Source organism: Paenibacillus sp. Z3-2 (genome assembly GCF_054161325.1).
Genome location: NZ_CP096397.1, coordinates 418,993 through 440,449 on the forward strand (window position 1 = coordinate 418,993; position 21,457 = coordinate 440,449).

General features: G+C 48.7%; 19 protein-coding genes. 13 read left to right on the forward strand and 6 right to left on the reverse strand.

Features of this window, described 5'->3' with window-relative positions; genetic code table 11:
• Nucleotides 1–176 precede the first annotated feature (176 nt).
• The 3 genes from M1D71_RS02080 to M1D71_RS02090 all read right to left on the reverse strand — a co-directional run bounded on the left by M1D71_RS02080 (nucleotide 177) and on the right by M1D71_RS02090 (nucleotide 3,578).
• Nucleotides 177–1,892: a copper resistance CopC/CopD family protein gene (locus M1D71_RS02080; RefSeq protein WP_458125042.1), complete on the reverse strand. Its 1,716-nt coding sequence runs from the start codon at nucleotides 1,890–1,892 to the stop codon at nucleotides 177–179.
• A gap of 197 nt (nucleotides 1,893–2,089) precedes the next feature.
• Nucleotides 2,090–2,746: a response regulator gene (locus M1D71_RS02085; RefSeq protein WP_017691021.1), complete on the reverse strand. Its 657-nt coding sequence runs from the start codon at nucleotides 2,744–2,746 to the stop codon at nucleotides 2,090–2,092.
• A gap of 1 nt (nucleotide 2,747) precedes the next feature.
• Nucleotides 2,748–3,578, reverse strand: a complete 831-nt coding sequence (locus M1D71_RS02090; RefSeq protein ID WP_458125043.1) for a sensor histidine kinase — start codon at nucleotides 3,576–3,578, stop codon at nucleotides 2,748–2,750.
• 305 nt (nucleotides 3,579–3,883) lie between these two features.
• Between M1D71_RS02090 and M1D71_RS02095 the strand changes: the two genes are divergently transcribed.
• A complete protein-coding gene (locus M1D71_RS02095) occupies nucleotides 3,884–4,051 on the forward strand; it encodes a hypothetical protein (protein WP_017691019.1) in 168 nt (55 codons plus the stop codon).
• Between the two features lie 132 nt (nucleotides 4,052–4,183).
• Here the strand turns inward: M1D71_RS02095 and M1D71_RS02100 are convergent, their stop codons facing one another.
• The 3 genes from M1D71_RS02100 to M1D71_RS02110 form a co-directional block, all read right to left on the reverse strand.
• A complete protein-coding gene (locus tag M1D71_RS02100) occupies nucleotides 4,184–6,016 on the reverse strand; it encodes a bifunctional diguanylate cyclase/phosphohydrolase (RefSeq protein WP_458125044.1) in 1,833 nt (610 codons plus the stop codon).
• Nucleotides 6,017–6,308: 292 nt separating this feature from the next.
• Nucleotides 6,309–6,899 carry a DUF5317 domain-containing protein gene (locus M1D71_RS02105; RefSeq protein WP_458125045.1) on the reverse strand — a complete coding sequence of 197 codons (591 nt, stop codon included), beginning with the start codon at nucleotides 6,897–6,899 and terminating at the stop codon, nucleotides 6,309–6,311.
• Between the two features lie 241 nt (nucleotides 6,900–7,140).
• The gene (locus tag M1D71_RS02110; RefSeq protein WP_458125046.1) at nucleotides 7,141–8,562 is read right to left on the reverse strand and encodes a hypothetical protein; all 1,422 of its coding nucleotides are present in this window, start codon (nucleotides 8,560–8,562) and stop codon (nucleotides 7,141–7,143) included.
• A gap of 278 nt (nucleotides 8,563–8,840) precedes the next feature.
• Here M1D71_RS02110 and M1D71_RS02115 point away from each other — a divergent pair, with 278 nt between their 5' ends.
• The 12 genes from M1D71_RS02115 to M1D71_RS02170 all read left to right on the forward strand — a co-directional run bounded on the left by M1D71_RS02115 (nucleotide 8,841) and on the right by M1D71_RS02170 (nucleotide 21,391).
• A complete protein-coding gene (locus M1D71_RS02115) occupies nucleotides 8,841–9,872 on the forward strand; it encodes a BMP family lipoprotein (RefSeq protein ID WP_458125047.1) in 1,032 nt (343 codons plus the stop codon).
• A 342-nt stretch (nucleotides 9,873–10,214) separates the two neighbouring features.
• Nucleotides 10,215–11,714, forward strand: coding sequence for an ABC transporter ATP-binding protein (locus tag M1D71_RS02120; protein WP_458125048.1), 1,500 nt, complete (start codon nucleotides 10,215–10,217; stop codon nucleotides 11,712–11,714).
• Nucleotides 11,711–12,778, forward strand: coding sequence for an ABC transporter permease (locus M1D71_RS02125; protein ID WP_458125049.1), 1,068 nt, complete (start codon nucleotides 11,711–11,713; stop codon nucleotides 12,776–12,778). The genes M1D71_RS02120 and M1D71_RS02125 overlap by 4 nt, the downstream gene beginning before the upstream one ends.
• Entirely contained in the window at nucleotides 12,762–13,685 is a 924-nt protein-coding gene (locus M1D71_RS02130; RefSeq protein WP_017691011.1) for an ABC transporter permease, read from the forward strand. Before M1D71_RS02125 ends, M1D71_RS02130 begins: the two co-directional genes overlap by 17 nt.
• A gap of 47 nt (nucleotides 13,686–13,732) precedes the next feature.
• Entirely contained in the window at nucleotides 13,733–14,404 is a 672-nt protein-coding gene (locus M1D71_RS02135; RefSeq protein ID WP_036673147.1) for a sulfite oxidase-like oxidoreductase, read from the forward strand.
• Nucleotide 14,405: 1 nt separating this feature from the next.
• The gene (locus M1D71_RS02140; protein WP_458125050.1) at nucleotides 14,406–15,164 is read left to right on the forward strand and encodes a nucleoside phosphorylase; all 759 of its coding nucleotides are present in this window, start codon (nucleotides 14,406–14,408) and stop codon (nucleotides 15,162–15,164) included.
• 421 nt (nucleotides 15,165–15,585) lie between these two features.
• Nucleotides 15,586–15,771: a hypothetical protein gene (locus M1D71_RS02145; RefSeq protein WP_017691007.1), complete on the forward strand. Its 186-nt coding sequence runs from the start codon at nucleotides 15,586–15,588 to the stop codon at nucleotides 15,769–15,771.
• A gap of 117 nt (nucleotides 15,772–15,888) precedes the next feature.
• Nucleotides 15,889–16,383, forward strand: coding sequence for an N-acetyltransferase family protein (locus M1D71_RS02150; protein ID WP_458125051.1), 495 nt, complete (start codon nucleotides 15,889–15,891; stop codon nucleotides 16,381–16,383).
• Between the two features lie 123 nt (nucleotides 16,384–16,506).
• On the forward strand, nucleotides 16,507–16,908 hold the full coding sequence (locus M1D71_RS02155) for a metal-sensitive transcriptional regulator (protein WP_458127136.1): 402 nt from the start codon (nucleotides 16,507–16,509) through the stop codon (nucleotides 16,906–16,908).
• 56 nt (nucleotides 16,909–16,964) lie between these two features.
• On the forward strand, nucleotides 16,965–17,165 hold the full coding sequence (locus M1D71_RS02160) for a copper ion binding protein (RefSeq protein ID WP_017691004.1): 201 nt from the start codon (nucleotides 16,965–16,967) through the stop codon (nucleotides 17,163–17,165).
• A gap of 214 nt (nucleotides 17,166–17,379) precedes the next feature.
• The gene (locus M1D71_RS02165) at nucleotides 17,380–19,869 is read left to right on the forward strand and encodes a heavy metal translocating P-type ATPase (protein WP_458127137.1); all 2,490 of its coding nucleotides are present in this window, start codon (nucleotides 17,380–17,382) and stop codon (nucleotides 19,867–19,869) included.
• Between the two features lie 361 nt (nucleotides 19,870–20,230).
• On the forward strand, nucleotides 20,231–21,391 hold the full coding sequence (locus M1D71_RS02170; RefSeq protein WP_458125052.1) for a YhgE/Pip domain-containing protein: 1,161 nt from the start codon (nucleotides 20,231–20,233) through the stop codon (nucleotides 21,389–21,391).
• Nucleotides 21,392–21,457 lie beyond the last annotated feature (66 nt).

A 21,457-nucleotide genomic window follows, 5' to 3' on the forward strand; every position in this document is an offset into this window, starting at 1 on the left:
TTCTGTCCTCTCCGTTTCAGTGTAAATGATAGTTTAATTTATATAGTAAGTTGAAATTCGGGAATAAAGGCGAGTGCTTCGCTTCTCCAGAATCAATTTCCTCCCCTTAGCTACATTTGCAGTTTGTAGCAACACTGATTTTAGATTGGGTCGCTTTCAAACTGAACGTTGTGCAACTATGGCTTGGCGGTGTCGATCTCGAATTCAGCATCCAGTGAATCCAACGTTTTAGTCAGGAGGTGTACCTTGATATTCCAACGTCCAGGCATGGAGATATAATCTTCAGCCTTGTACACACCCGTGTCATTTTTCGGAATGGTAATCTCATAGACCCCCATATCCATGTCCAGATGTGTAAGTGACAGCGTGATCTGTTCCAGATCAGTAACGATACTGCCATCTGCACGTTTGACGTCCACTTCGAATTGGTTCTCTCCCGTCACATTGGGACTCACCTGAAGTGTGATCGCTGAGCCATCTTCCGTAGTCTTCGTCTCCTGATACGGTCCGACCGCTGCTGGTTGTCCCGGTGACTGATGTGTCAGCACGGCAGCCAGAGCGAGAATCACAGCACCGGTAGCAAGTTCGGCTTTGAGGCTGCCGGATAATCTTCTTCCCGTTGCTGCTCTTGCCAGTCGGGCATGACGCCAGGCGAAGACAAGCATCACAATAAGCAGGACGATCTTGCCGATTAATACAAGGCCGTAGGCAGAAGTGAACAAGGAGGTCAGCACGGGTGCAGGCAGAATAATCAGACTGCTGTATATTCCTGTAGCAATCAGAGCGGCTACGGCACCAATCCCCCAGGCGGTAAACCTGCGGATGGCAACCCAGTAGACTTCCCCTCGAACCTTCGATGGCAGCTTATCCGCCAGTGGAGGCAGACATATCGCCATGGCGGTTAGTGCGCCAATCCAGAAAGCAGCACCGATCAGATGTATGAAATCCATGGCAATCGCCAGTGCACGTTGATCGGCAGCAGCTGGGTGCCCTGTCATGGCATGCGTGAACAACCAGCCAAGCACGAGCACAAGTGATCCGTACGATGACCAGATACGAACACGGATGGATCGATCCCGATCATAACCGGAGAGAATGGTAACTGCCAGCAGCATGACAATCAACATCTGTACCATCCAGATCTGACCAAAGGATGTCAGCTTCAGTGCACTTCCGATTAGTGCCCAGCTCAGTTCGCCTAGCGCCACACCCGATTCATACAATGTGTTCAGTGGCAAACTGACCAGAGCAGCGAAAGAAGCAGCAGCATAGCTGATCCATAACAGCCTGTAGCTACCTGGAACGTCCATAGGTTCTCTAGCCATGGAAGTTGGGGCGATCCGCAGCAGCAGGAATGCGAGTGTACCCAGAATGATAGACAGTCCGAGATACTGAATCCAGTCTGTCAGGGATACAATCCATTTTAGCGGCCCACCTGTTGAACCGGAACCTGATGTAAGATCACTCAGCCCGGCAGGCGATCCGGAAGGTTCACCGATATGGAAAACATACGCTCCCTGAATCGGATGCCCATCGGCAGATACAGCTTTCCAATTGACGGCATATGTTCCGTTTCCGAGTACTCCCTGCAGACCAGTCTCCAGGATATGAGGGCGATTCGCATCGATCTGCACGTTTCCGTCGTCTGCCTGATTGCCGTCAGGCCCGGTAATTTTGATATCATAAAAGGCCGTCTGCAAGGATTCGTTGAACTCCAGCGTTAACCGCTCCGGAGCGGTTACGAGTATCTCGTTCTCTCCAGGCGAAGCCTTAACAATATAAGCATGGGCGGATGCCCACTGTGGCATAACAAGGCAGCATACGAGCATCAGGCAGGTGACTAATGCCCAGTGCCGTTTGCCCCATTTCAGGGTAAAGCTTGTAAAAATCAAAAAATCATCACCCTCAGGTTATAGATTTGTAGTCACTCATGGCCTTTTGAACATAATCTAACCCATTATAACTTTGTCCAAAATGAGTGCGTATGACTACATTGGGCTATAAAAAAACGAATTGGTCTGCATAATTGTGACAAAAGCATGAATGCTATGCTACTTCACACCGATTCACCTGCTACGGAGCAGCGTGATTATTTGCGAAGCTTGCGTCCTGCAAGCCCGCTCTCGAGAGCGTAGCGGGTGAGTTGCACCCGATTCTCAAGCTGGAGCTTCTGCAAAATGTTCTTCAGATGATTCTTTACCGTCTGGTCTGAAATGCCGAGCTGATCAGCAATCTCCCGATTGGTATATCCTGCGGATACCCATTGCAGAATCTCAAGCTCCCGTGCCGTTAGCGGGTTATCTTGCACATCTTCGCTACGTGGTGCGGGAAACTCTTGCAAAATCCGGTAAGCTAGTTCCTTGCTGAGCGGTGCATCGTCACTGACGATGGCGCGCAGGTACTCAAGCCAGGTGGAAGGCGTTAGATTTTTAAGCAAATATCCCTGAGCGCCTTGTTTCAGTGCTTCGAACAGAAAGGTCACATCATCCGATACCGTGACCATCACAACAATAACATATGGAAATCGCAGCTTGATCTGACGGGTGGCTTCCAGTCCATCCATGTCCGGCATCTGCACGTCCATCAGGATCAGGTCAGGCATCCATTGTCCGGTCAACTCCAGCGCTTCCTGTCCATTCGAAGCTGTACCAATCACTTCAAACAGGCTGTCCTCGGATAAAATGCTACAGATCGCTTCACGCGCATGCGCATGATCATCAACAACTAATACACGTACGTGTTCCATGTTAAGCATGCTCCTTTCCAATTGTCATTCGCGTATGGCCGGGTCTTGAATCGAGGGTAAACGACCAACCCATCTCGGCAGCACGTTCCTTCGTAATTCGCAGTCCGTACCGATCCTTCAGATGAAGAGGATCTCCATCTAGTCCATTCCCATTATCCTGAATATAAATGAACCAGGCAAACGGATTACCCTCCGCGTGAATCTGAACGTGGGTAGCCTGCGCATGTTTGCGTACATTCAGCAGACCTTCCCGGATACAGGCCAGCAGTTCCACTTGCTCCTTGGCAGAGAACGTTACACCGCTTAGTTCCCACTGAACCTGTGCACCAGGTACCGTTTCCTTGACGAGCACTTCGACCTGCGCATGCAGCGAGATTTTCTCATGTACCTCAGCAGAGGAAGGAACATAACGCAACTGGGCAATGGCTTGCCTCACATATGTATTGACTTCATGCACGGTCTTTTGAATCTCCTGGATCTCGTGCTCATGTCCGCTTCCTGCCAAGCTACGGCCTGCCTTGTCCGTTTTTACCGACAGCAGGAAAAGGGATTGGGATATGCCATCATGAAGTTCCCGGGCCAATTGGTCACGGGCTTCCAGTGCGGCCTTGGCTGCCCGCTCCTGCTCCAGAGCTGCCCTTGCGCCTTCAAGCATGCGGAATAATCGGCTGAGCAGTGTCACGCTGACGAGGTACACAATGACGGGTGTTAACCAGTTCCCGGCATCCATCGAAAGGTACGGTATCAGGAACTGATGGCGAATATATTCCCAGATGCCTACTGTGAAAGTGGGGATCAGCAGGATCATCCATTTGATTTGTTTGTAGGACATGAATGCAGAACTCCTTTGATCTAGGATTAGCTTAATGACGCACTTTAATTATGCGGGGATGGGACCATTATAACGCAAGGTTGTCCAAGACCCTAGTCTGTACCTCTGGAGGAACTTGGGGAGGATCAGGGAGTATTTAGAAGGATATCTAAGAACAACAAGGGGTGAAATGTTGTCACGCTAGGTGAGGGTTGGTGTGCACAGCTGAGGAAGGCTGAGTCCGTTTTCCCTATTGGGGAAGGTCCTCTATACTTAATAAAGAACGTGAATTCATTACAAAACATGTTAAGGAGTGACGCAACAACATGAGTCAAGAAGTATTGGAACGTCGCAGTGAATTGCTCAAAAAGAACATTCATCAGATGCTTGTTCAAGACAATCAGCACGGTATCAGTCGCCAAGACAACATGTTTTTGCAGCAGATGATTAAAGAGCTGCATCAGACCTCACATGAGCTGAATACCAAATCTTAATGTAGAATCTGCACGAGAATGAAGCAGTCTGGTGTACGATTCATTCCATGAAAATGAAAATGGCGCTATCTCCGATCAGACCGGGGATAGCGCTTTGAATTTTCCAGAGGATGTAGAAGAAGCTCCGTCATTTTACAGCAACTGTTGTTGAGCGGTTCTTTTCTCAATATATCGAATGAATAACTCAGCCAGCTCCGGGTCGAACTGTGAACCCGAACATGCGCGTAGCTCCCGAATGGCTTCCTCCACGTTCTTGGTCTCCTGATATGGCCGCTCTGTCGTCATGGCATCAAAGGAGTCAATCACGGTCAGCATCCGGCACAGCCGGGGGATCTCGTTCCCCTTCAGGCCATAAGGATAACCTTTGCCATCATAGCGCTCGTGGTGCAATTCAATATACGGAATCAGATCAGCGAAGCGATCGTTTGTGATCACCATTTTTTTGCCCCAAGTGACATGTCCTTTAATCGTTTCCCATTCTTCTGCGGTTAGCTTTTCCTTCTTGTTGAGGATGGACCAGGGAATCTCCAGTTTGCCGATATCATGAATCAGTGCTCCCAGCACAAAACGCCGTTTCTCCGCATTGTCCAGCTTGAGCAATTCACTAATATCGAGTGCATATTTATAGACCCGTTTGGAATGTTTGAACGTATCCATATCCTTGTATCTAAACAGATTGAGCTGCTGCTCGATGTCACGTACATCCTGTACCAGATCAATCTCATGCTCCATGCCATCATTGCTGCCGTGGCGGTGCACGTTGTTTTTGCCCTGCTTCTTCGCATAATACAGTGCTTTATCCGCCTGATCCACGAGTTGGGATTTGTTATACATATCCACCTGATAGGGGGCGACGCCAGCAGAGAAGGAGAGACATCCGTGTGGAAACACTTCAACGCCTTCAAACGGCGTGTCGTTCAGTTGTTTGCGCAGCTTGTTCATGAACCTGTAGGATTCGTCCAGCTCCATGCCTGGCATGAGCAACGTGAACTCTTCCCCTCCATAACGAAAGGCGGTGATCGGTGTACCTTCCGTCTTCCGCACCAGAAAATCCCCAAGCAGGGCCAGCAGGCTGTCACCTTGAAGGTGGCCAAACCGGTCATTATACTTTTTGAAATCATCGATATCAATAAGTCCCAGACAGAGCGGGGTTCCCTGTGTGCGTGCGGTAGCCAGTGCACTTTCCAACATGCTTTCGAAATAACTATGGTTGAACAGACCTGTGCGTTGATCCGTGTTGGCCTTCTCCTCAATCGTCTGATACATGACAAACAACTGCCTGAATGCGTGGGAGAGCAGAATACTGAGACTCAGATATAAGAGCAGACCGAGTACACCGTTATGCACAACCAGAATCGTTAAAACAAGCGCCAGAATCAGCGTACATAGATAAACTAACAGGGATTCAGTGACAAATGCCCGCTTCATCTGCTGTAATGCATCCTTCGTGGAGAAATGAAAGAACAAGCCGAGTGTGATCGTGTTAATAATGAAGTAGGCTGCGAGCGCAGCGAAATAAGGAAACAGGTTATATCCGTCCAACGTTCCCGATTGCCCGCCAGTCCACTCAAACACGGCAGCAGCTCCTGTAATCATAAGACTATAGATGCTGAAGTTGACGATGTGTTTCCACCAGGTGAGCTTGCGCTCTTTGATTAGCAGGATGATGGAGACAGGGAGCAGCACAGACAGACTGAAAGCTCCGCCAAACATGAATATACAGGCAAGGTATACCGATGAATCCATGGATTGCTGATTGCCTTTGGGTGGAATCTGAAATGTAAAATAATCCAGAATCAACGCTGCCCCCAGCATGGTGTAGACCATAACCCAATCTGAGGTGGACAGATGAAGATAAGACCATTTGTTCATGTACAGAAAAACACCGATACCCGTGCAACTAAGCAAAATAACATACAGACTGCTTCGATCTGCCTTATGGATAAGGTTACGAATAAAGTTCATAAAAAATCTCCTGCTTGGTTTAGTCTACTCTTGATGTATATATTGATTCATACTATATAGATGTATAACATACCAAGTTGCCTACCAAAAATCCAGAAAGAAAAAACAGGCCGCTGGCAGCCTGTTTGTCTTGTTTGGCGGTATGGATACTAGCCGCCCAGCTTGTATCCCGAAGTTAATGCCACAACGACAGAAGCCACGATAATTGCGTTGATGACAATGCGGGAATATTTCACACCTTCAAATTTTTTCATGTAGAAGACCTCCCTTCCTTGGAGTCGACCAAACCTCTTCAAGCCTGATGAGTTTTAGCGGGCTGCACAGCCTTTTTATCCCGATTTACCATCATGTACTGGATAAAAAGGAATATGCCAACGTTCATGACAACATCACCGATGCTGATCACCTGAGTCCGTGGATAAGGGCTGGACAGCGGGATGATATCACCGAGGAAAGGCAGGTGTGTTGACGCATCCATCATGAAATGCTTCGATATGGCTCCGCCTTCCCGGAGCATGTCTACATAATAGGGTCCTAATACAGCAGAAGCTTCTACAGAAACAGGCATGCGTCCACCGTTGACAACCATCACCGCAAAATTGAGAAACACCCCAATCCAGATGAGCATGAAACCAGTGTGGTGCCTGTTGAGCCACAGAAATGCGAGCCCTGTAATGTAGACAGCGGCAAAGAGATAACCATTGATGGATGCCACCCATTCCAAGCGTTCCTGTAGATAGAAAATAAAGAACTGGATTAGCAGCAATACAGGGAAAATCCAGCCGCTTCGCAGCTTGAGTGCTGCAAACTGGTTAAGCCCATGCCGCAACCCACCCCGGAAAAATCCAACGATCAAGCCTAGAAGAATACCATCGTATACCATGTGTAACCCCTGTTCGTTCGGAAATGTGTAAGTTGATTGCGTGTTTGTGTACTTAAGACATTCGACCTTTTATTGGTAATTCCTGCACGAGAAAAATGATTATTAGGAAGAAATTTGAAAAATGCTGAACAAAAAACCGCCTTTACGAATCTATGGGTCGAAACCCTTCTAACATTCGGTAAAGACGGCTGCTTGTGTTGCCAAAATACGAGTTTAAATTCGGTTGGAAAGGGAGTTTATGTTATTCGGATCCACCGTTCAGATAATTGAAGAAAGGTTGATCTACCCAGAAGTCATACGTAGTAATGTCGGCATCAGGGGCTAGTTTCAAGAACCCTTCACGAATGGTTTTGGCGTTCTCCTTCAGTGAGAAGGACTGAGCATAGTAATTGCCAAGCGCGATCTTATTATTGGAAATGACCGGATAGTTGGCCAAAGCGGTTGGTGAATAATACAACGGTTGCCACCACGAACTGAGAATCAGTGGAGATGTACTATCACTGTTCTTCTTGGCATATTTCAGCACAATATCATTGAAGCGGACTTTGTCTGCCGCATTGTTGAACTCGAATTGAATGTCATATTCCTTCGCAGAGGCAATATAGTTGCCGTTCTCGATCTGTGTCACTTTATAGTCTGGCGTTTCCTTCGGCTCGCCCCATTCCTTCAAATAAATGAAGGCAGATGTCTTGGGTTGAAATTGCACATCAGCATCAATACTCTCGCTACGCAGCAAACCAATCAACTGTACAGCATGCTGGATATTATCGTGGCCGTAAGTAAGTGTCAGCTCATCGATAAAGTTGGAATCAAAGCGGCTATCCTTCAGGTTGTAACCTGTTACGAGATCATCGCGCAAAGCCTGATCCACAATCTTTCTCAGCTCAGGTGATTCGATCAGATCCGCTGTGCGATATGCAGCATACAGTTTGGAATAGATGTCCGCATCGCCGGAACGACCAATCTCATGTTTATATTTTCCTTGGCTGATCAGGACGCGTCCAAGTAATGTGTTGGCGAAATCCTTGCTTGCTACGCCACCTTTAAGGAGAGAAGGGTACAGGCTTTCGGGAATCAGGCCCGTATCGATGGCTGCAGCCAGTTCCTGTGCAGCTTGTCCCTGAACACGGTTCGGGCTAATGCCAACCTTGGCAAGGGCTTTAGCCGTTTTCTCTGCGGGATACGTGTAAGCAAGTTCCTTGAATCCAGCGGCTTTCACCGCGATGAAGACCGCTGCATAAGTGCTCAGTTGATCTTTGGCACGTACTTCTGTACCCGTAAGAACCCCATTATTGTATAAGGATACGGCAGCATCATAAGAAGAATCACCAGATGCCAGATCGGTAAAGGCTGGAGCCTGGGCTTCACTATCGCTTGCTTGAGTTGTTCCCGTAATGGCTGCAATGGCTTGAATGAAATCACCTTTGGTAATCTGTTGCGGCAGTTGAATGTTGTATTTCGCTTGCAAGAATTGAGCAAAATCCGCTGCGTTTTCCGTATAAGCGAATGGAGCCTGAGCTACCGGTCCTTTGACGCTTTGTGAGGTGGTTGGTTTAGTTGGAGTTGCAGATGCTGCAGAAGCGGAAGCGGGCAAGCTTAGGCTGCCGAATGTTACCGGAGCGGCGAGTAGAGCCGCCAGTGTGATCTGGGTGATTTTTTTCAAATGAATAGCCTCCTTTAAAATGGGTTGGAAAATGATCAGCTCTGGGTTATAATTCTGACAAATCCTATCAGAATAGAATAATTGGATTGACTTTAGCACGGAGACGCGCTGGATGTCAACGAAAAAAAAGCTTGATATAAAGCGTTTTCCAGAGCATGTTAGAAAGCAAATCGTCAATTATATTCTAATTGAGTGTATACGCTCAAAGATTTATTGACAAGGATCGACAGTATCCGCTAGGATAAGAAAAAAGAATGTTGAAAAGGGGTATTTTCAAAATGAAAAGAGGTTTATCGTTCGTCTTATCGATCATCATGTTGGCTATTTTGTTGGCAGCTTGTGGGAATTCGGCTTCCAAAGACGAACAATCCGCCCAAGGCAGTGATGCGGAGAAATCTCTTCGGATGGCCCTCGTACTTCCCGAAAAAATAGGGGTTAACCCTTTCTTTGTACAGATGGATGAAGGCTTCAAAAGAGCAGGCGAAGAATTCAAAGTAGACACCAAGACCATTGAATCGACAGACCCGGCAGCATTTGAACAAAATCTGCGCGCTGCCGTTGCTGAGAATTATGATCTGATTATTACAGCAACATTCCAGGCGGAAGATGCATTGAAGAAAGTCGCTGCAGAAAATCCGGACAAATCCTTTGCGATTGTAGATACAACCGTTGATCTGCCTAACGTTCGTAGCGTTGGTTTCCGTGAATATGAAGGGGCGTACCTGCTCGGTGCAGCTGCTGGATTGTCCACCAAAACAGACAAAGTCGGCATGATCGCAGCAATGGATGTACCATTGATCAAGAAATATACGGAAGGTTTCAAAGCTGGATTGGAATCCGTGAATCCGGATGCAGAATTCCTCGTGAACTATGTAGGTGGATTTAATGACCCGGCCAAAGCCAAAGAATTGGCACTGGTACAATTCGGCAAAGGTGCTGACTTCATCGCTGGCGCATCCGCTGTAGGCGATCTTGGTGTGTTCGAAGCAGCCAAAGAAAAAGGTTTCTACACTTCCGGTCAGGATACGGACCGTACTGTTGAAGACCCGGAACATATCGTATTGTCTCAATTGAAGTCAACGGATACGGTTGCTTATGAGACTGTAAAAGATTTCGTAGAAGGCAACTTCAAAGCAGGCGCAGTAAACTACGGCTTGAAGGAAGACGGTGTAGGCCTGACTTACGTGACACGTGATAGCGAATCTCCGCTGAATGCTTTCGTTGGACAAGAAGTAATCGACCAAGTGAAAGCAATCAACGATGATATCGTATCAGGCAAAATCGTAGTTAAAGATCCATTGCAGCAATAGTTTCGAATGTCTCGAATGTTCTATACGATGATTGAGTAATGGAATGGATCAGCCGGCTGCCCGATCAGGCAGCCGGTTTTGCTGCTATTAAATGACCAGTATATGTTCAACTTATCGTTTACACGATAACGAAGAGGACAGAAATAACCTGGAGAAGCAATGCTAAAAGCTTTCTGAAAGAAAGCTGCTTCGGAAGCATACACCTCGCATTTATCCCCGGATTTTCCCGTGTCAAAAGGGAATCAAAAAAATCTGGGGATAACGGCGATCGGAAGGTTGTTCTGTCATCGTAGTGGCGAGTGTAACCTTTTTAAGTTGAACTGAGGGGAGCGAACGCGAGATATGCTGTTGGAGATGGAGCAGATTACGAAGAAGTACGGCGGCTTCACCGCTAACCGGGACATCCGTTTTAATTTGCGTGAGGGAGAGATTCATGCCCTTGTGGGTGAGAACGGAGCTGGTAAAACAACCCTGATGCGCATGCTGTATGGTATGGAACAGCCCACGTCAGGCACGATCAAAGTCCGTGGACGCGAGGTGGATTTTGCCACGCCGTCCCAAGCTATGGCAAGTGGCATTGGCATGGTGCATCAGCATTTCATGCTGTTCCCTTCCTTTACGGTGGCGGAGAACATCGTGATCGGACGTGAACCGGCTAAAGCAGGTGCATTTGACCGCAAAAAGGCAGCGGCCCAGGTAAATGAGCTTGGCAGAAAATATGGTATGCCGGTGGACCCGTGGAAAAAAGTGTCCGAGTGCCCGCTTGGCATGCAGCAGCGTGTTGAAATTCTCAAGGTGCTGCATCAGGGCGCAGACATCATTATATTGGACGAACCTTCGGCGGTACTGACACCGCTTGAAGTGAAGGAACTGCTGGCGAATATGAAATCTCTCGCCAAGCTGGGCAAAACCTTCGTACTAATCACGCACAAGCTGCAAGAAGTCATGGATGTAGCCGACCGAATCACGGTGCTTCGCGATGGTCAGGTGACAGGTACGTTGGAAGCCAAAGATACACATGTGGAGGAATTGTCCCGTCTGATGGTTGGTCGTGAACTTGTGCGTATGGACAAGCAGCCATCGGTCCCAGCCGAAGCAGTGCTTCAAGTGGAAGCGGTCAATCTGTCCGGAGCGAAGGATCGTTCAGCGCTCAAGGAGATCCATATGGAGGTTCGAAAAGGTGAGGTTGTTGGTATAGCTGGCATCTCGGGTAACGGCCAGTCGGAACTGATTCAGGTCATTGCCGGACTGCGTAAGGCGGACAGTGGTCGCGTCTTGCTCTCCGGGCAGGATACAACGAACTGGCCTGTACGGCGCATCCGGGAGCATGGACTTGCTCATATTCCGGAAGATCGCTACATGTGGGGAGCAGCCAAGGATGCGAGCGTTCGCGAGAACGGACTGATGGGGCACCATCATCGTTTGCAGTCACGTGGCATCATCAAAGCCAAAGCAGCTAGAACGATGGTAGAGAGTTGGATCCAACAGTTCAGCATCAAGACGGGTTCTGCGGAAACCAAGGCACAGTTTCTGTCCGGAGGAAACTTGCAAAAGTTGATTGCTGCTCGTGAATTTGCACAGGATACACCGTTTCTGATTGCAGCTGAACCAACACGTGGTGTGGATATCGGAGCGATGGAGACGATTCATGCCGAATTACTACGCAAACGTAGTGAAGGTGCGGGAATTCTGCTCATTTCATCGGAGCTGTCCGAGATTTTGCAATTATCTGATCGGATTATTGTCATGTATGAAGGCGAAATTGCCGGAGAACTGAGAGCAGAGGAAGCGACTGAGGAACAGATCAGCTTGTTAATGGCAGGAGGGAAAGAGCGGATATGAATCGGGTAAAAGAAACACTTCGCGGACTCGTACAGCCGCTGCTTGCCGTACTCATCGGTCTGATTGCAGGAGCTGTGGCGATTCTGATCGTTGGTGGTAATGTGGTGGATACGTATGCGGAGATGTGGAAAGGGGCCTTCGGCAACTTCTACTTCTTCACCAATACGCTGGCTCGTTCCACACCAATCATCTTGGCTGGACTTGGTGTAGCGCTGGCATTCCGTGCCGGATTCTTCAATATGGGAGCCGAAGGCCAGATGATTCTTGGCGGACTCAGTGCTGCGCTCACGGCGCTCTATCTGCCAGGACCAGGCTGGTTCGTGTGTATTGCTGCGATTGTAGCAGGTATACTTGCCGGGGGAATCTGGTCCCTGTTTGCAGGTTGGCTGGATGCACGCTTCGGCATGAATCTGTTGATCACAACTTTACTACTTAACTATATTGCGATTTATTTCGGGGGCTACATGGTCTCCTATCCATTCAAGGACCGTACAGGATCAGCGGCAATGGCACAGACTCCGATGATTGATCAGAGTATCTGGTTGCCGAAGCTGTTCCAAGGCATGGGGCTGCATGCCGGCTTCATTATTGCCATTGTAGCGGCTATTCTGATCTACTGGTTCACTCACAAAACGGTGACCGGTTACGAGATCCGTATGCTTGGCAGCAACCCTTCATTTGCAACCTACGGTGGTGTTCGCCGTATTCGCATGATGATGCTGTCCATGGTCATCAGTGGCGGACTTGCAGGCCTAGCGGGTGCAGGGGAAGTGCTCGGTACACAGTACCGTTTCCTTGATGGCTCGCTGTCATCCGCAAGCTATGCCTGGAGCGGCATTATGGCGACCCTGCTTGCACGCTCGCATCCACTCGGTACAGCTGTGGCAGCCATTCTGCTGGCTGCGTTACAGACAGGTGCGATGGGAATGGAACGGAATACGGATGTGCCGCTGGAAGTCGGCAGTGTTATCCAGGCGGTCTTGACGTTATTTGTATCAGCTCAGATCGGTTATTCATTCCTGAAGCGGAGAAAGGAGAAAAAGTCCAATGCAACAACTGTTTGATGCAGCCATGTTTGGCTCAACCTTGCGGATTATGACTCCAATCCTGCTTGCAGCGCTCGGTGGGGCTTTATGTTCTCGTGTCGGTCTGTTCAACGTCGGTCTTGAAGGACTGGTTCTGATCGGTGCGTTCTCCGCTATTGTCGGTAATTATTTGTTTGGTAATGTACTGTTGGCTGTACTCTTTTCCATTATTATTGTGATGTTATTCTCGGCGCTGTTTGCCTTTATAAGTATTAATCTGAAGGCCAACGCCATCGTGGTCGGGATCTCACTGAATTTCCTGGCTGCGGGGGTGACGACCTTTGCACTACGGGCGATTTTTGATGTAAAAGGTGCATACTACGACAAAGATATGGTAGGACTTCCTAAATGGGATATTCCGCTGATTAAGGACATTCCGTGGGTGGGCGATGTAATATCGGGACATAGTCCGCTAGTCTACCTCGGCATTGTGCTCGTGATTGCATTGCAATTTTATCTATTCAAAAGTGTATCCGGCTTCCGTCTGCGCTCGGTTGGTGAGAACCCGATTGCAGCACAGAGTATCGGGATCAAGGTACGTGGCATCCAGTACGGTGCCGTTCTGATGTGCGGCGTATTGTGTGCTCTGGCTGGCGCACAGCTGTCGCTCGGTCAGGTGACGATGTTTACCGAAGGCATGACTGCTGGTCGTGGTTTTATCGCGCTGGTGGCAACGATGCTGGGACAAGCGAATCCGCTTGGCGTCATGGGTTCCAGTGTGCTGTTCGGCTTCATGGAAGCATTGAGTATTCGTCTGCAAGGATTCTCCCTGCCAACCCATTTCACGTTGATGCTACCGTATATTGTGACGCTGGTCGCGATGTTCTTTTTCAAAGACCGTACCTATGCACAGGATGCACTGAAAGCGGGCGGAAGCTCGCGTTAATTCCTGAATGCCTAAGTTAAAGGCAGATAAAGAAGGAGGAATCCCACTTGCATAACAAGGCTGAACGTTTGAAAAAAAGTAAAACCCCGGCATCCAAAACAGGCAACGATCACGGAGATCGTCTGCCGCCGGGACAGATGCTGACAGAGAAATTCCCGATTCTGCATGAAGGGGAAGTGCCAGAGTATGACCTTTCCACATGGGACCTGAAGGTATTCGGCGAAGTGGAGGAAGAGAAGGTGTTCTCTTTGGCCGAGCTTCAGGCCATGCCTCAGGTGAACACGGTGAGTGATATTCACTGTGTTACCCGTTGGTCGAAATTCGATACACCGTGGGAAGGTATTCGCTTCTCTGATTTTGTGAAGCTCCTTGGGGTTAAGCCAGAAGCCAAATACGTCATGATCCATGCAGATCATGATTATGAGACGAATGTACCACTCGAAGAATTGATGCATGATGACGTATTGCTTGCATTCAAATACAATGGTGAGCCACTGACGCCCAAGCATGGTTTTCCGCTGCGCATGGTCGTACCCCAACTCTACTTCTGGAAGAGTGCGAAGTGGATACGTGGTCTGGAGTTTATGACAGAAGACCGTAACGGATTCTGGGAAGTGAATGGTTTCCACCATTTTGCCGATCCGTTCAAGGAACAACGCTTCTCGGGTGAAGATCTGCCGATTCCGGAAGACGAGTGGACGAAGAAGGAGTTTGATTAAGATGTTGATGCCTATTTTGCAGATTCATTCGGAGGACATGCCGGCATATGCCATCGTTTGTGGTGATCCGGCACGTGCAGAGAAGATTTCCCGCAAGCTGGAGCAGGCGAGAGAACTGGCGTTCAGTCGGGAGTATCGCACGTTTGTTGGTTTGTATGAAGGGGTACAGATCGCTGTGGTCAGCCATGGTGTAGGTTCACCTGGAGCAGCTGTCTGCTTCGAGGAATTGATTCGCGCGGGTGTAACAACTCTGATTCGTGTAGGTACAGCTGGATCGTATACAGCCGATTATCCGGCAGGCAGTGTGATTGTGAGTACAGCGGCCGTCCGTTCGGACGGGTTGACTCGCCAACTGGTGCCGGATGGTTTCCCAGCGGTAGCGGATATTGGAGTTACACAAGCGCTGATCGAGGCTGCTCGTGAGCATGGGAGCGAGGAGGCTACGACGTTTGCAGGCAAAGTGGGCGTTGGTATCACCGTAACGCTGGATGCATTCTTCGCAGGTGTGGAAGAGATCCCACATCGCAAATACAAGCAGGCTGGAGCACTTGCTGCCGAGATGGAAATTGCGGCGCTCTACATCGTTAGCACCTTGCGTGGCGCTCGCGCCGGAGCGATTGTCGCAATCGATGGATTCGCGGACAGCGATCTGGCTGCCGAGTATGATCCGCATACGGATGCGGTTGGACAAGCGGTGGAGCGCGAGATTAATGCAGCGCTGCGTGCGCTAGCCACGCTTGCTCGTCAGGATCAGGCGTAATAGGAAACAAGTAAACAAATCGATTAAACGTCCACCTGAAGTGGACTATAAGAGGCATCCTGTAAGGTCATGAATTTGACCAGAGGGATGCCTTTTTTGCGCTAAAGGAGTTAGTATTGTATCGACGATAAGTGTTTCCTGTGATTGTGGGCTCTCCTGAAAAGGGGGGTGTATCCACTTAACGAACTCAGCATGTCTTATTCCTACGGAAATAGCAAGTGTGGAAATCTAAAGAATCGTAGGCACGCTAATGCCCGGATAGCCCCCTTTTCGATCCATTCTGACGATTTACTGTGAAATAACGTGTCTGAGATTCGTTAGCTCTTCGTCTGTCCCTCGCAGAGAATGATAATGTAGAAAATGGGTAAGTTATATAAAGGAACATCATATTGAAGATGAACACATAAGGGAGGATTCTACGATGACACAGAACAATCAACCTCAGGACGAGGCGGAAATTCGCAACAAGCTGGATGAAGACGGGGATTCCTTGATGGAGAAAAAGAAGATTTTGAGCGGAGTGGACATTGAGCCGCAGGCGGACGAGTGGGCAGCGAAGCCATCACCTGTTGCTTTTAATGAAGGAAATGCATCTTCCAAAAAATAATCAACATACGCATTCCATTCACTTTGTAGAATGAAAACAAAATTAGCGAGGCAGGTACCCTGATGGTATCTGCTTTTTCGTTGTATAATAATGTAAAATTCATTAGGTGAAAGAGTGATGGGTATGAGTATGGGGACGATTAACATCAGAAAGGCAGAACTGAGGGACTACTCGGGCGTGTCGTTGTTGATGGATGAGCTGCACCAGATGCATGTCGAGGCGCGCCCGGATATATACAGAGCGTTAGAGACCAGAATGGAGGAAAAGGAATTCACCGAACTACTGGAAACGGACAAGCGTTATCTGTATGTTGCCGAGTCTTCGGAAACGGGCTTGATTCTGGGTTACGGGAGTGCGCAGTTAAGTGTTATTCAAGATAACTCATTGATGGTGGATCGCAAGATGTTATACATCCATGAACTTGTAGTGGATACCAAGCAGCGGGGCCAAGGAACAGGCAAGCAGCTAATACAGGCATTAATCGAGCTAGGGAGAGAGCTTCAGGCAGATAGCCTGGAATTATCCGTGTCGACTTTTAACTCTGGCGCGCAGGCCTTCTATGAACAGTTAGGTCTGGTCGTCCGCAGCAGCAGGATGGAATATACCTTGTAAGATGCACCGCTCTATTTAAAGTCAGAGAATTCAACCATTTTTATCAAAATATCAAAACAACCTTGAATACCCCTATGGGGTATGTTACTCTTAGAAAAGAACGAAAGAAAAGGGGTGTTCATGATGGATCATCAGAGCCATCCCGAGGAACCTTTACAATCCTCCGTGACTGATTCAACAACTGAAGCTTCGGATACAGTTCTAGAAGCGGCATCCTGTCATGCCGAGGGCAGTGATGGGAAGCATGTGCGCAAGAGTCACCATTCGCAGGAGATGAAGAGTAACCTGGTATCTCGTTTGAACCGTGTAGAAGGTCAGATTCGCGGAATCAAGGGATTAATTGAGAAGGATACGTACTGTGATGATGTGCTGACACAGATTGCCGCGGCTCAGTCTGCTCTTAATTCGGTAGGCAAGCTTCTGCTTGAAGGCCATATGAAGAGTTGTATCGTTGAGCGCATTCAGGCTGGTGAACATGAGGTTGTGGATGAACTGCTGGTTACGATGCGGAAGTTAATGAAGTAAGTTAGGTCAATTCAATCAAAGATATCATTTTAATATACCCCAAGGAGGAATTTACAATGTCTAATGTTACGTTGAACGTTACGGGAATGTCCTGCAATCACTGTGTGAAATCGGTTGAAGAGGCTGTGAAGAATACCGGGGCGAGTGGTAAGGTTGATCTGGCAGCGGGAACGGTAGCCGTGGAATATGACGAGCAGACGGTGAACGTGGATCAGATCAAGGCTGCGATAGAAGATCAGGGATACGATGTAGTCTAACGGAATTACAGGCTTAAACCGAACATTCTCATGGATAAAAAGAGGTCAAAGGCCTTTTCCCACGAGTCAGGTTTAAGCCTAATTTTCTGTCTGATATATACCCCTAAGGGGTATGTCGATAAGAGATATAATGAAATGAATCGATATGAAAGGAGCTGGCATGATGGATAACGCAACGAATAAACCAATGGATAGATCAGCAGAACCCACACCCATGCCACCTATGGCAGATGCACCAGGACTAAAGACAACACTACACATCACGGGGATGACCTGTGCCGCATGTTCGACGCGAGTCGAAAAGGGATTGTCCCGTATGGAAGGAGTGCAGCAGGCCAATGTGAATCTTGCCATTGAACAGGCAACCGTTTCCTATGATCCGAAGATAACCAACGTGAGTGCCTTGCGAGATAAGGTGGAAGCATTGGGCTACGGTACGGTGACAGAATCGGTTGATCTGAATATCACCGGTATGACGTGTGCAGCCTGTTCTGCCCGGATTGAAAAGGGTCTTTCCCGACTGCCGGGGGTATCTCAGGCGAATGTGAATCTGGCGCTGGAGACAGGGCATGTCGAATATGCGGCCGGCGCACTCAAACCTTCGGATATTATCGCCAAGATCAAGCAGATGGGATACGGTGCTGAACCGCAACTGACGCAGGAAGAGACCACATCTGTCCGTGAGCGGGAGCTACAACGCAAAAAGTGGAAATGGATGATATCTGCTTTGTTATCTATTCCTTTGCTGTGGGCAATGGTAGGGCATTTCTCGTTCACATCCGGAATCTATGTACCTGAGCTGTTCATGAACCCTTGGTTCCAGCTGCTACTGGCCACACCAGTACAGTTCGTGATTGGGTGGCAGTTTTATGTGGGAGCATACAAAGCACTGCGCAACCGCAGCGCCAATATGGACGTCCTCGTCGCACTGGGTACCAGCGCAGCGTTTTTCTACAGTCTATATCTGACGCTATCCAGTGGGTACTTACCCTCTACGACGACGATGGATCACGGAGCAATGGGAACGAGCACAGCCGCCATGCCTTCGGTAGAACTCTATTATGAGACAAGTGCAATTTTAATTACGTTAATTCTACTGGGAAAATGGTTCGAAGCTGTGGCGAAAGGTCGCTCTTCACAGGCGATCAAAAGCTTGATTGAACTGGCTCCGCGTGAAGCACGTGTCATCCGGGACGGACAGGAAGTCTTGGTACCTGCCGCATATGTTGCGGTGGGTGATTTGGTCCTGGTGAAGCCGGGGGACAGCATCCCAGTGGATGGTATCGTTGAAGAAGGGCAATCCTCTGTGGACGAATCCATGCTAAGTGGAGAGAGCCTTCCCGTGGATAAAAAGCCTGGAGATCCCGTTACAGGGGCAACAATGAATAAGAATGGGGTATTACGTCTTCGGGCGACCCGAGTGGGCTCCGACACGGCTTTGTCCCAAATCATCAAAGTAGTCGAGCAAGCGCAGGGCTCCAAAGCACCAATCCAGCGGATTGCAGATGTCATTTCAGGCATATTTGTTCCAATTGTTGTTGGCATAGCCGCGTTGACATTCCTGATCTGGTATCTGTTCGCAAGTCCGGGTGACTTCGCTGGTTCCCTTGAAAAAGCGATTGCCGTGCTTGTCATTGCCTGTCCATGTGCACTGGGGCTGGCAACGCCGACCTCTGTCATGGCTGGATCAGGACGTGCGGCTGAATATGGCATTCTGTTCAAGGGTGGAGAACATCTGGAGTCGGCACAACAGATTCAGACCGTGGTGCTTGACAAAACAGGTACAGTAACCCAAGGTAAACCGGTCCTTACGGATGTTATCACGGCTCCGAATTGGACGGAATCCGATCTGCTTGAGCGTGTAGGAGCGGCCGAACAGAGTTCCGAGCATCCGCTGGCAGAGGCGATTGTTGCAGGCATTCTTGCCAAGGGTCTGGAGCTAACCCCAACAGAGAAGTTCGAGAACATCCCGGGATACGGCGTGCGAGCTTCAGCAAAAGGGCAGGAAATTCTGGTCGGCACGCGTCGTTTGCTTGCGGATGCAAAGGTGAATGTCTCTGAGGAAACCGTTCAGCAGATGAACCGTTTGGAGGAGCAGGGTCGTACAGCGATGCTGGTTGCGGTGGATGGTCAGTGGGCAGGGATCGTAGCGGTGGCTGACACCATCAAGGATACCTCTCGTGAAGCCATCGGTCGTCTTCAGGCGATGGGGATCGATGTCATCATGATTACGGGAGACAACGAACGCACTGCTCGTGCTGTAGCAGAACAGGCAGGGATCGGTAAAGTGCTGGCTGAGGTGCTGCCGGAAGGTAAAGCTGCGGAAGTGAAGAAACTTCAGGAGAGTGGCCTGAAAGTCGCTATGGTGGGTGATGGCATTAATGATGCTCCGGCACTCGCTACAGCTGATATTGGGATGGCCATCGGAACTGGAACGGATGTAGCGATGGAAGCGGCAGATATTACACTGATGCGTGGTGATCTGAACAGCATTGCAGATGCGATTGAGATGAGCCGGCGCACGATGGGTAACATCAAACAAAACCTGTTCTGGGCACTCGGATACAACGTTATTGGTATTCCAATTGCGGCAGTTGGCTTCTTGGCTCCATGGCTGGCAGGGGCAGCAATGGCTTTCAGCTCCGTGTCGGTTGTCCTGAATGCACTGCGTCTGCAACGTATGAAACTGAAAAGAAATGTCTGAACGATCTTTGTTTAAATCGATATCCTACGTCTCATTGTAATAAAGTGAAGGTAAATAAATGCGCGGTTCGCTGCGGCGGACCGTTTTTTTTGTTGAGAAAAATACAGATGAGTCGCCAAAAGTTTCATCCTGAATCGCTGATACAGCTGATATAGATGTTCTTTTCTAGGGGAAAAGGATAGCGTAATGCTCTTTTATGAAAATGGATCAATTACATTCATGAATAAAGCTTATGTTTTCTGAATTTTTCAAAAAATGAGTTGACAATATGGACATATTCACATAAAATTTAAACGATCGTTTGATTCAAACAATTGTTTAAATCAAATTTGAATTATTTGAGTAATGGAGGACACCTTTTATGTTACAGGCTTTACGTACATTGTTCAAAAAACCGCCAGTGATTGTAGGGATCGTAACAGCACTTATGTTCCAAGTGATCTTTAGCGTGATCTGGATGACCGCATATTCTGGAGTAAATGACCGTACGAAAGAATTGACGGTTGCGATTGTGAACGAGGACGGCGAAATGTCCAAAGGAATAGCGGATTCACTCGCAGGAACACTGCCTTTTCATACCGTATCCAATCTGAGTGCGGCTGAAGCGTTGGACCAGCTGAATCATCACCAAGTACACATGGTGCTGGATATCCCGGCTGGATTTAACGAATTGCTTCAGACGGCCGGCTCCACCGCCGAGATTAAATACACCATTAATGAAGCGAACCCGGTTACGATTAAAAGTATGATGCAAGGTGTATCACAAAGTGTGACAAACACGATTAACAAACAAGCTACAGCACAAGGGGTGCAGACCGTGTTGACGGCTTCAGGTACGCCTGCGGATCAGGCTGCTGAAGCCGCTACGAACCTGACTACCCGAGTGGAAGGAACGACAACGTCCATCAATCCGGTTAACGGGATGAATAATCAGATGGTGCCAATGATGATGGTACTGGCTTCGTATGTAGGAGCCATGATCATGGGGATGAATCTCCAGACAGCGATGGGCATGTTGTCATCTACCTATTCCCGTTTGACTTTGTTTGGCGCGAGAGTAGTTATTAACGTGGGTTCTGCATTGGTCGTTTCCCTGCTGGGATCATCACTGATCGTGGCATTGGGCGGACAGATTGAACAAGGATTCGTTGCATTCTGGTTGTTCCAGGCGCTCTTCCTGTGCACGTTCATGTTCTTCTCCCAGTTCTTCCTGATCTGCATCGGACCAGCAGGAAGTCTGTTCAACATCATTTCACTGTCCTTGCAACTGGTATCCTCCGGTGCCATGGTACCACGTGAATTGCTGAACAGCTTCTATAGCGGCATTGGCCAGTACCTGCCTGCAACATACGCCGTTCAGGGGATTCTGAGCGTTCAGTTGGGAGGCCCAGGAGTACAATCCGCTGCGGGCTCCATCGTGATTGTACTGTTGATTGCAGTTGCTTTGTCACTGGTTGTGACGTTGCTGAAAAAACAACGCATGCCAGCTATGGCTCCAAGCCCTGCTCAAGCGAACAACTAATACAGCAGATCCATACCATTGCATCATAGGATAGGACAAGCACCCCGATGATTTTCATCGGGGTGC

Coding starts and splice junctions, on each gene's coding strand:
- M1D71_RS02150 (WP_458125051.1), top strand. CDS start 15,889: ATGGGTATGAGTATGGGGACGATTAACATCAGAAAGGCAGAACTGAGG.
- M1D71_RS02115 (WP_458125047.1), top strand. CDS start 8,841: ATGAAAAGAGGTTTATCGTTCGTCTTATCGATCATCATGTTGGCTATT.
- M1D71_RS02090 (WP_458125043.1), bottom strand. CDS start 3,578: ATGTCCTACAAACAAATCAAATGGATGATCCTGCTGATCCCCACTTTC.
- M1D71_RS02160 (WP_017691004.1), top strand. CDS start 16,965: ATGTCTAATGTTACGTTGAACGTTACGGGAATGTCCTGCAATCACTGT.
- M1D71_RS02085 (WP_017691021.1), bottom strand. CDS start 2,746: ATGGAACACGTACGTGTATTAGTTGTTGATGATCATGCGCATGCGCGT.
- M1D71_RS02170 (WP_458125052.1), top strand. CDS start 20,231: ATGTTACAGGCTTTACGTACATTGTTCAAAAAACCGCCAGTGATTGTA.
- M1D71_RS02145 (WP_017691007.1), top strand. CDS start 15,586: ATGACACAGAACAATCAACCTCAGGACGAGGCGGAAATTCGCAACAAG.
- M1D71_RS02120 (WP_458125048.1), top strand. CDS start 10,215: ATGCTGTTGGAGATGGAGCAGATTACGAAGAAGTACGGCGGCTTCACC.
- M1D71_RS02130 (WP_017691011.1), top strand. CDS start 12,762: ATGCAACAACTGTTTGATGCAGCCATGTTTGGCTCAACCTTGCGGATT.
- M1D71_RS02105 (WP_458125045.1), bottom strand. CDS start 6,899: ATGGTATACGATGGTATTCTTCTAGGCTTGATCGTTGGATTTTTCCGG.
- M1D71_RS02100 (WP_458125044.1), bottom strand. CDS start 6,016: ATGAACTTTATTCGTAACCTTATCCATAAGGCAGATCGAAGCAGTCTG.
- M1D71_RS02125 (WP_458125049.1), top strand. CDS start 11,711: ATGAATCGGGTAAAAGAAACACTTCGCGGACTCGTACAGCCGCTGCTT.
- M1D71_RS02165 (WP_458127137.1), top strand. CDS start 17,380: ATGCCACCTATGGCAGATGCACCAGGACTAAAGACAACACTACACATC.
- M1D71_RS02140 (WP_458125050.1), top strand. CDS start 14,406: ATGTTGATGCCTATTTTGCAGATTCATTCGGAGGACATGCCGGCATAT.
- M1D71_RS02155 (WP_458127136.1), top strand. CDS start 16,507: ATGGATCATCAGAGCCATCCCGAGGAACCTTTACAATCCTCCGTGACT.
- M1D71_RS02095 (WP_017691019.1), top strand. CDS start 3,884: ATGAGTCAAGAAGTATTGGAACGTCGCAGTGAATTGCTCAAAAAGAAC.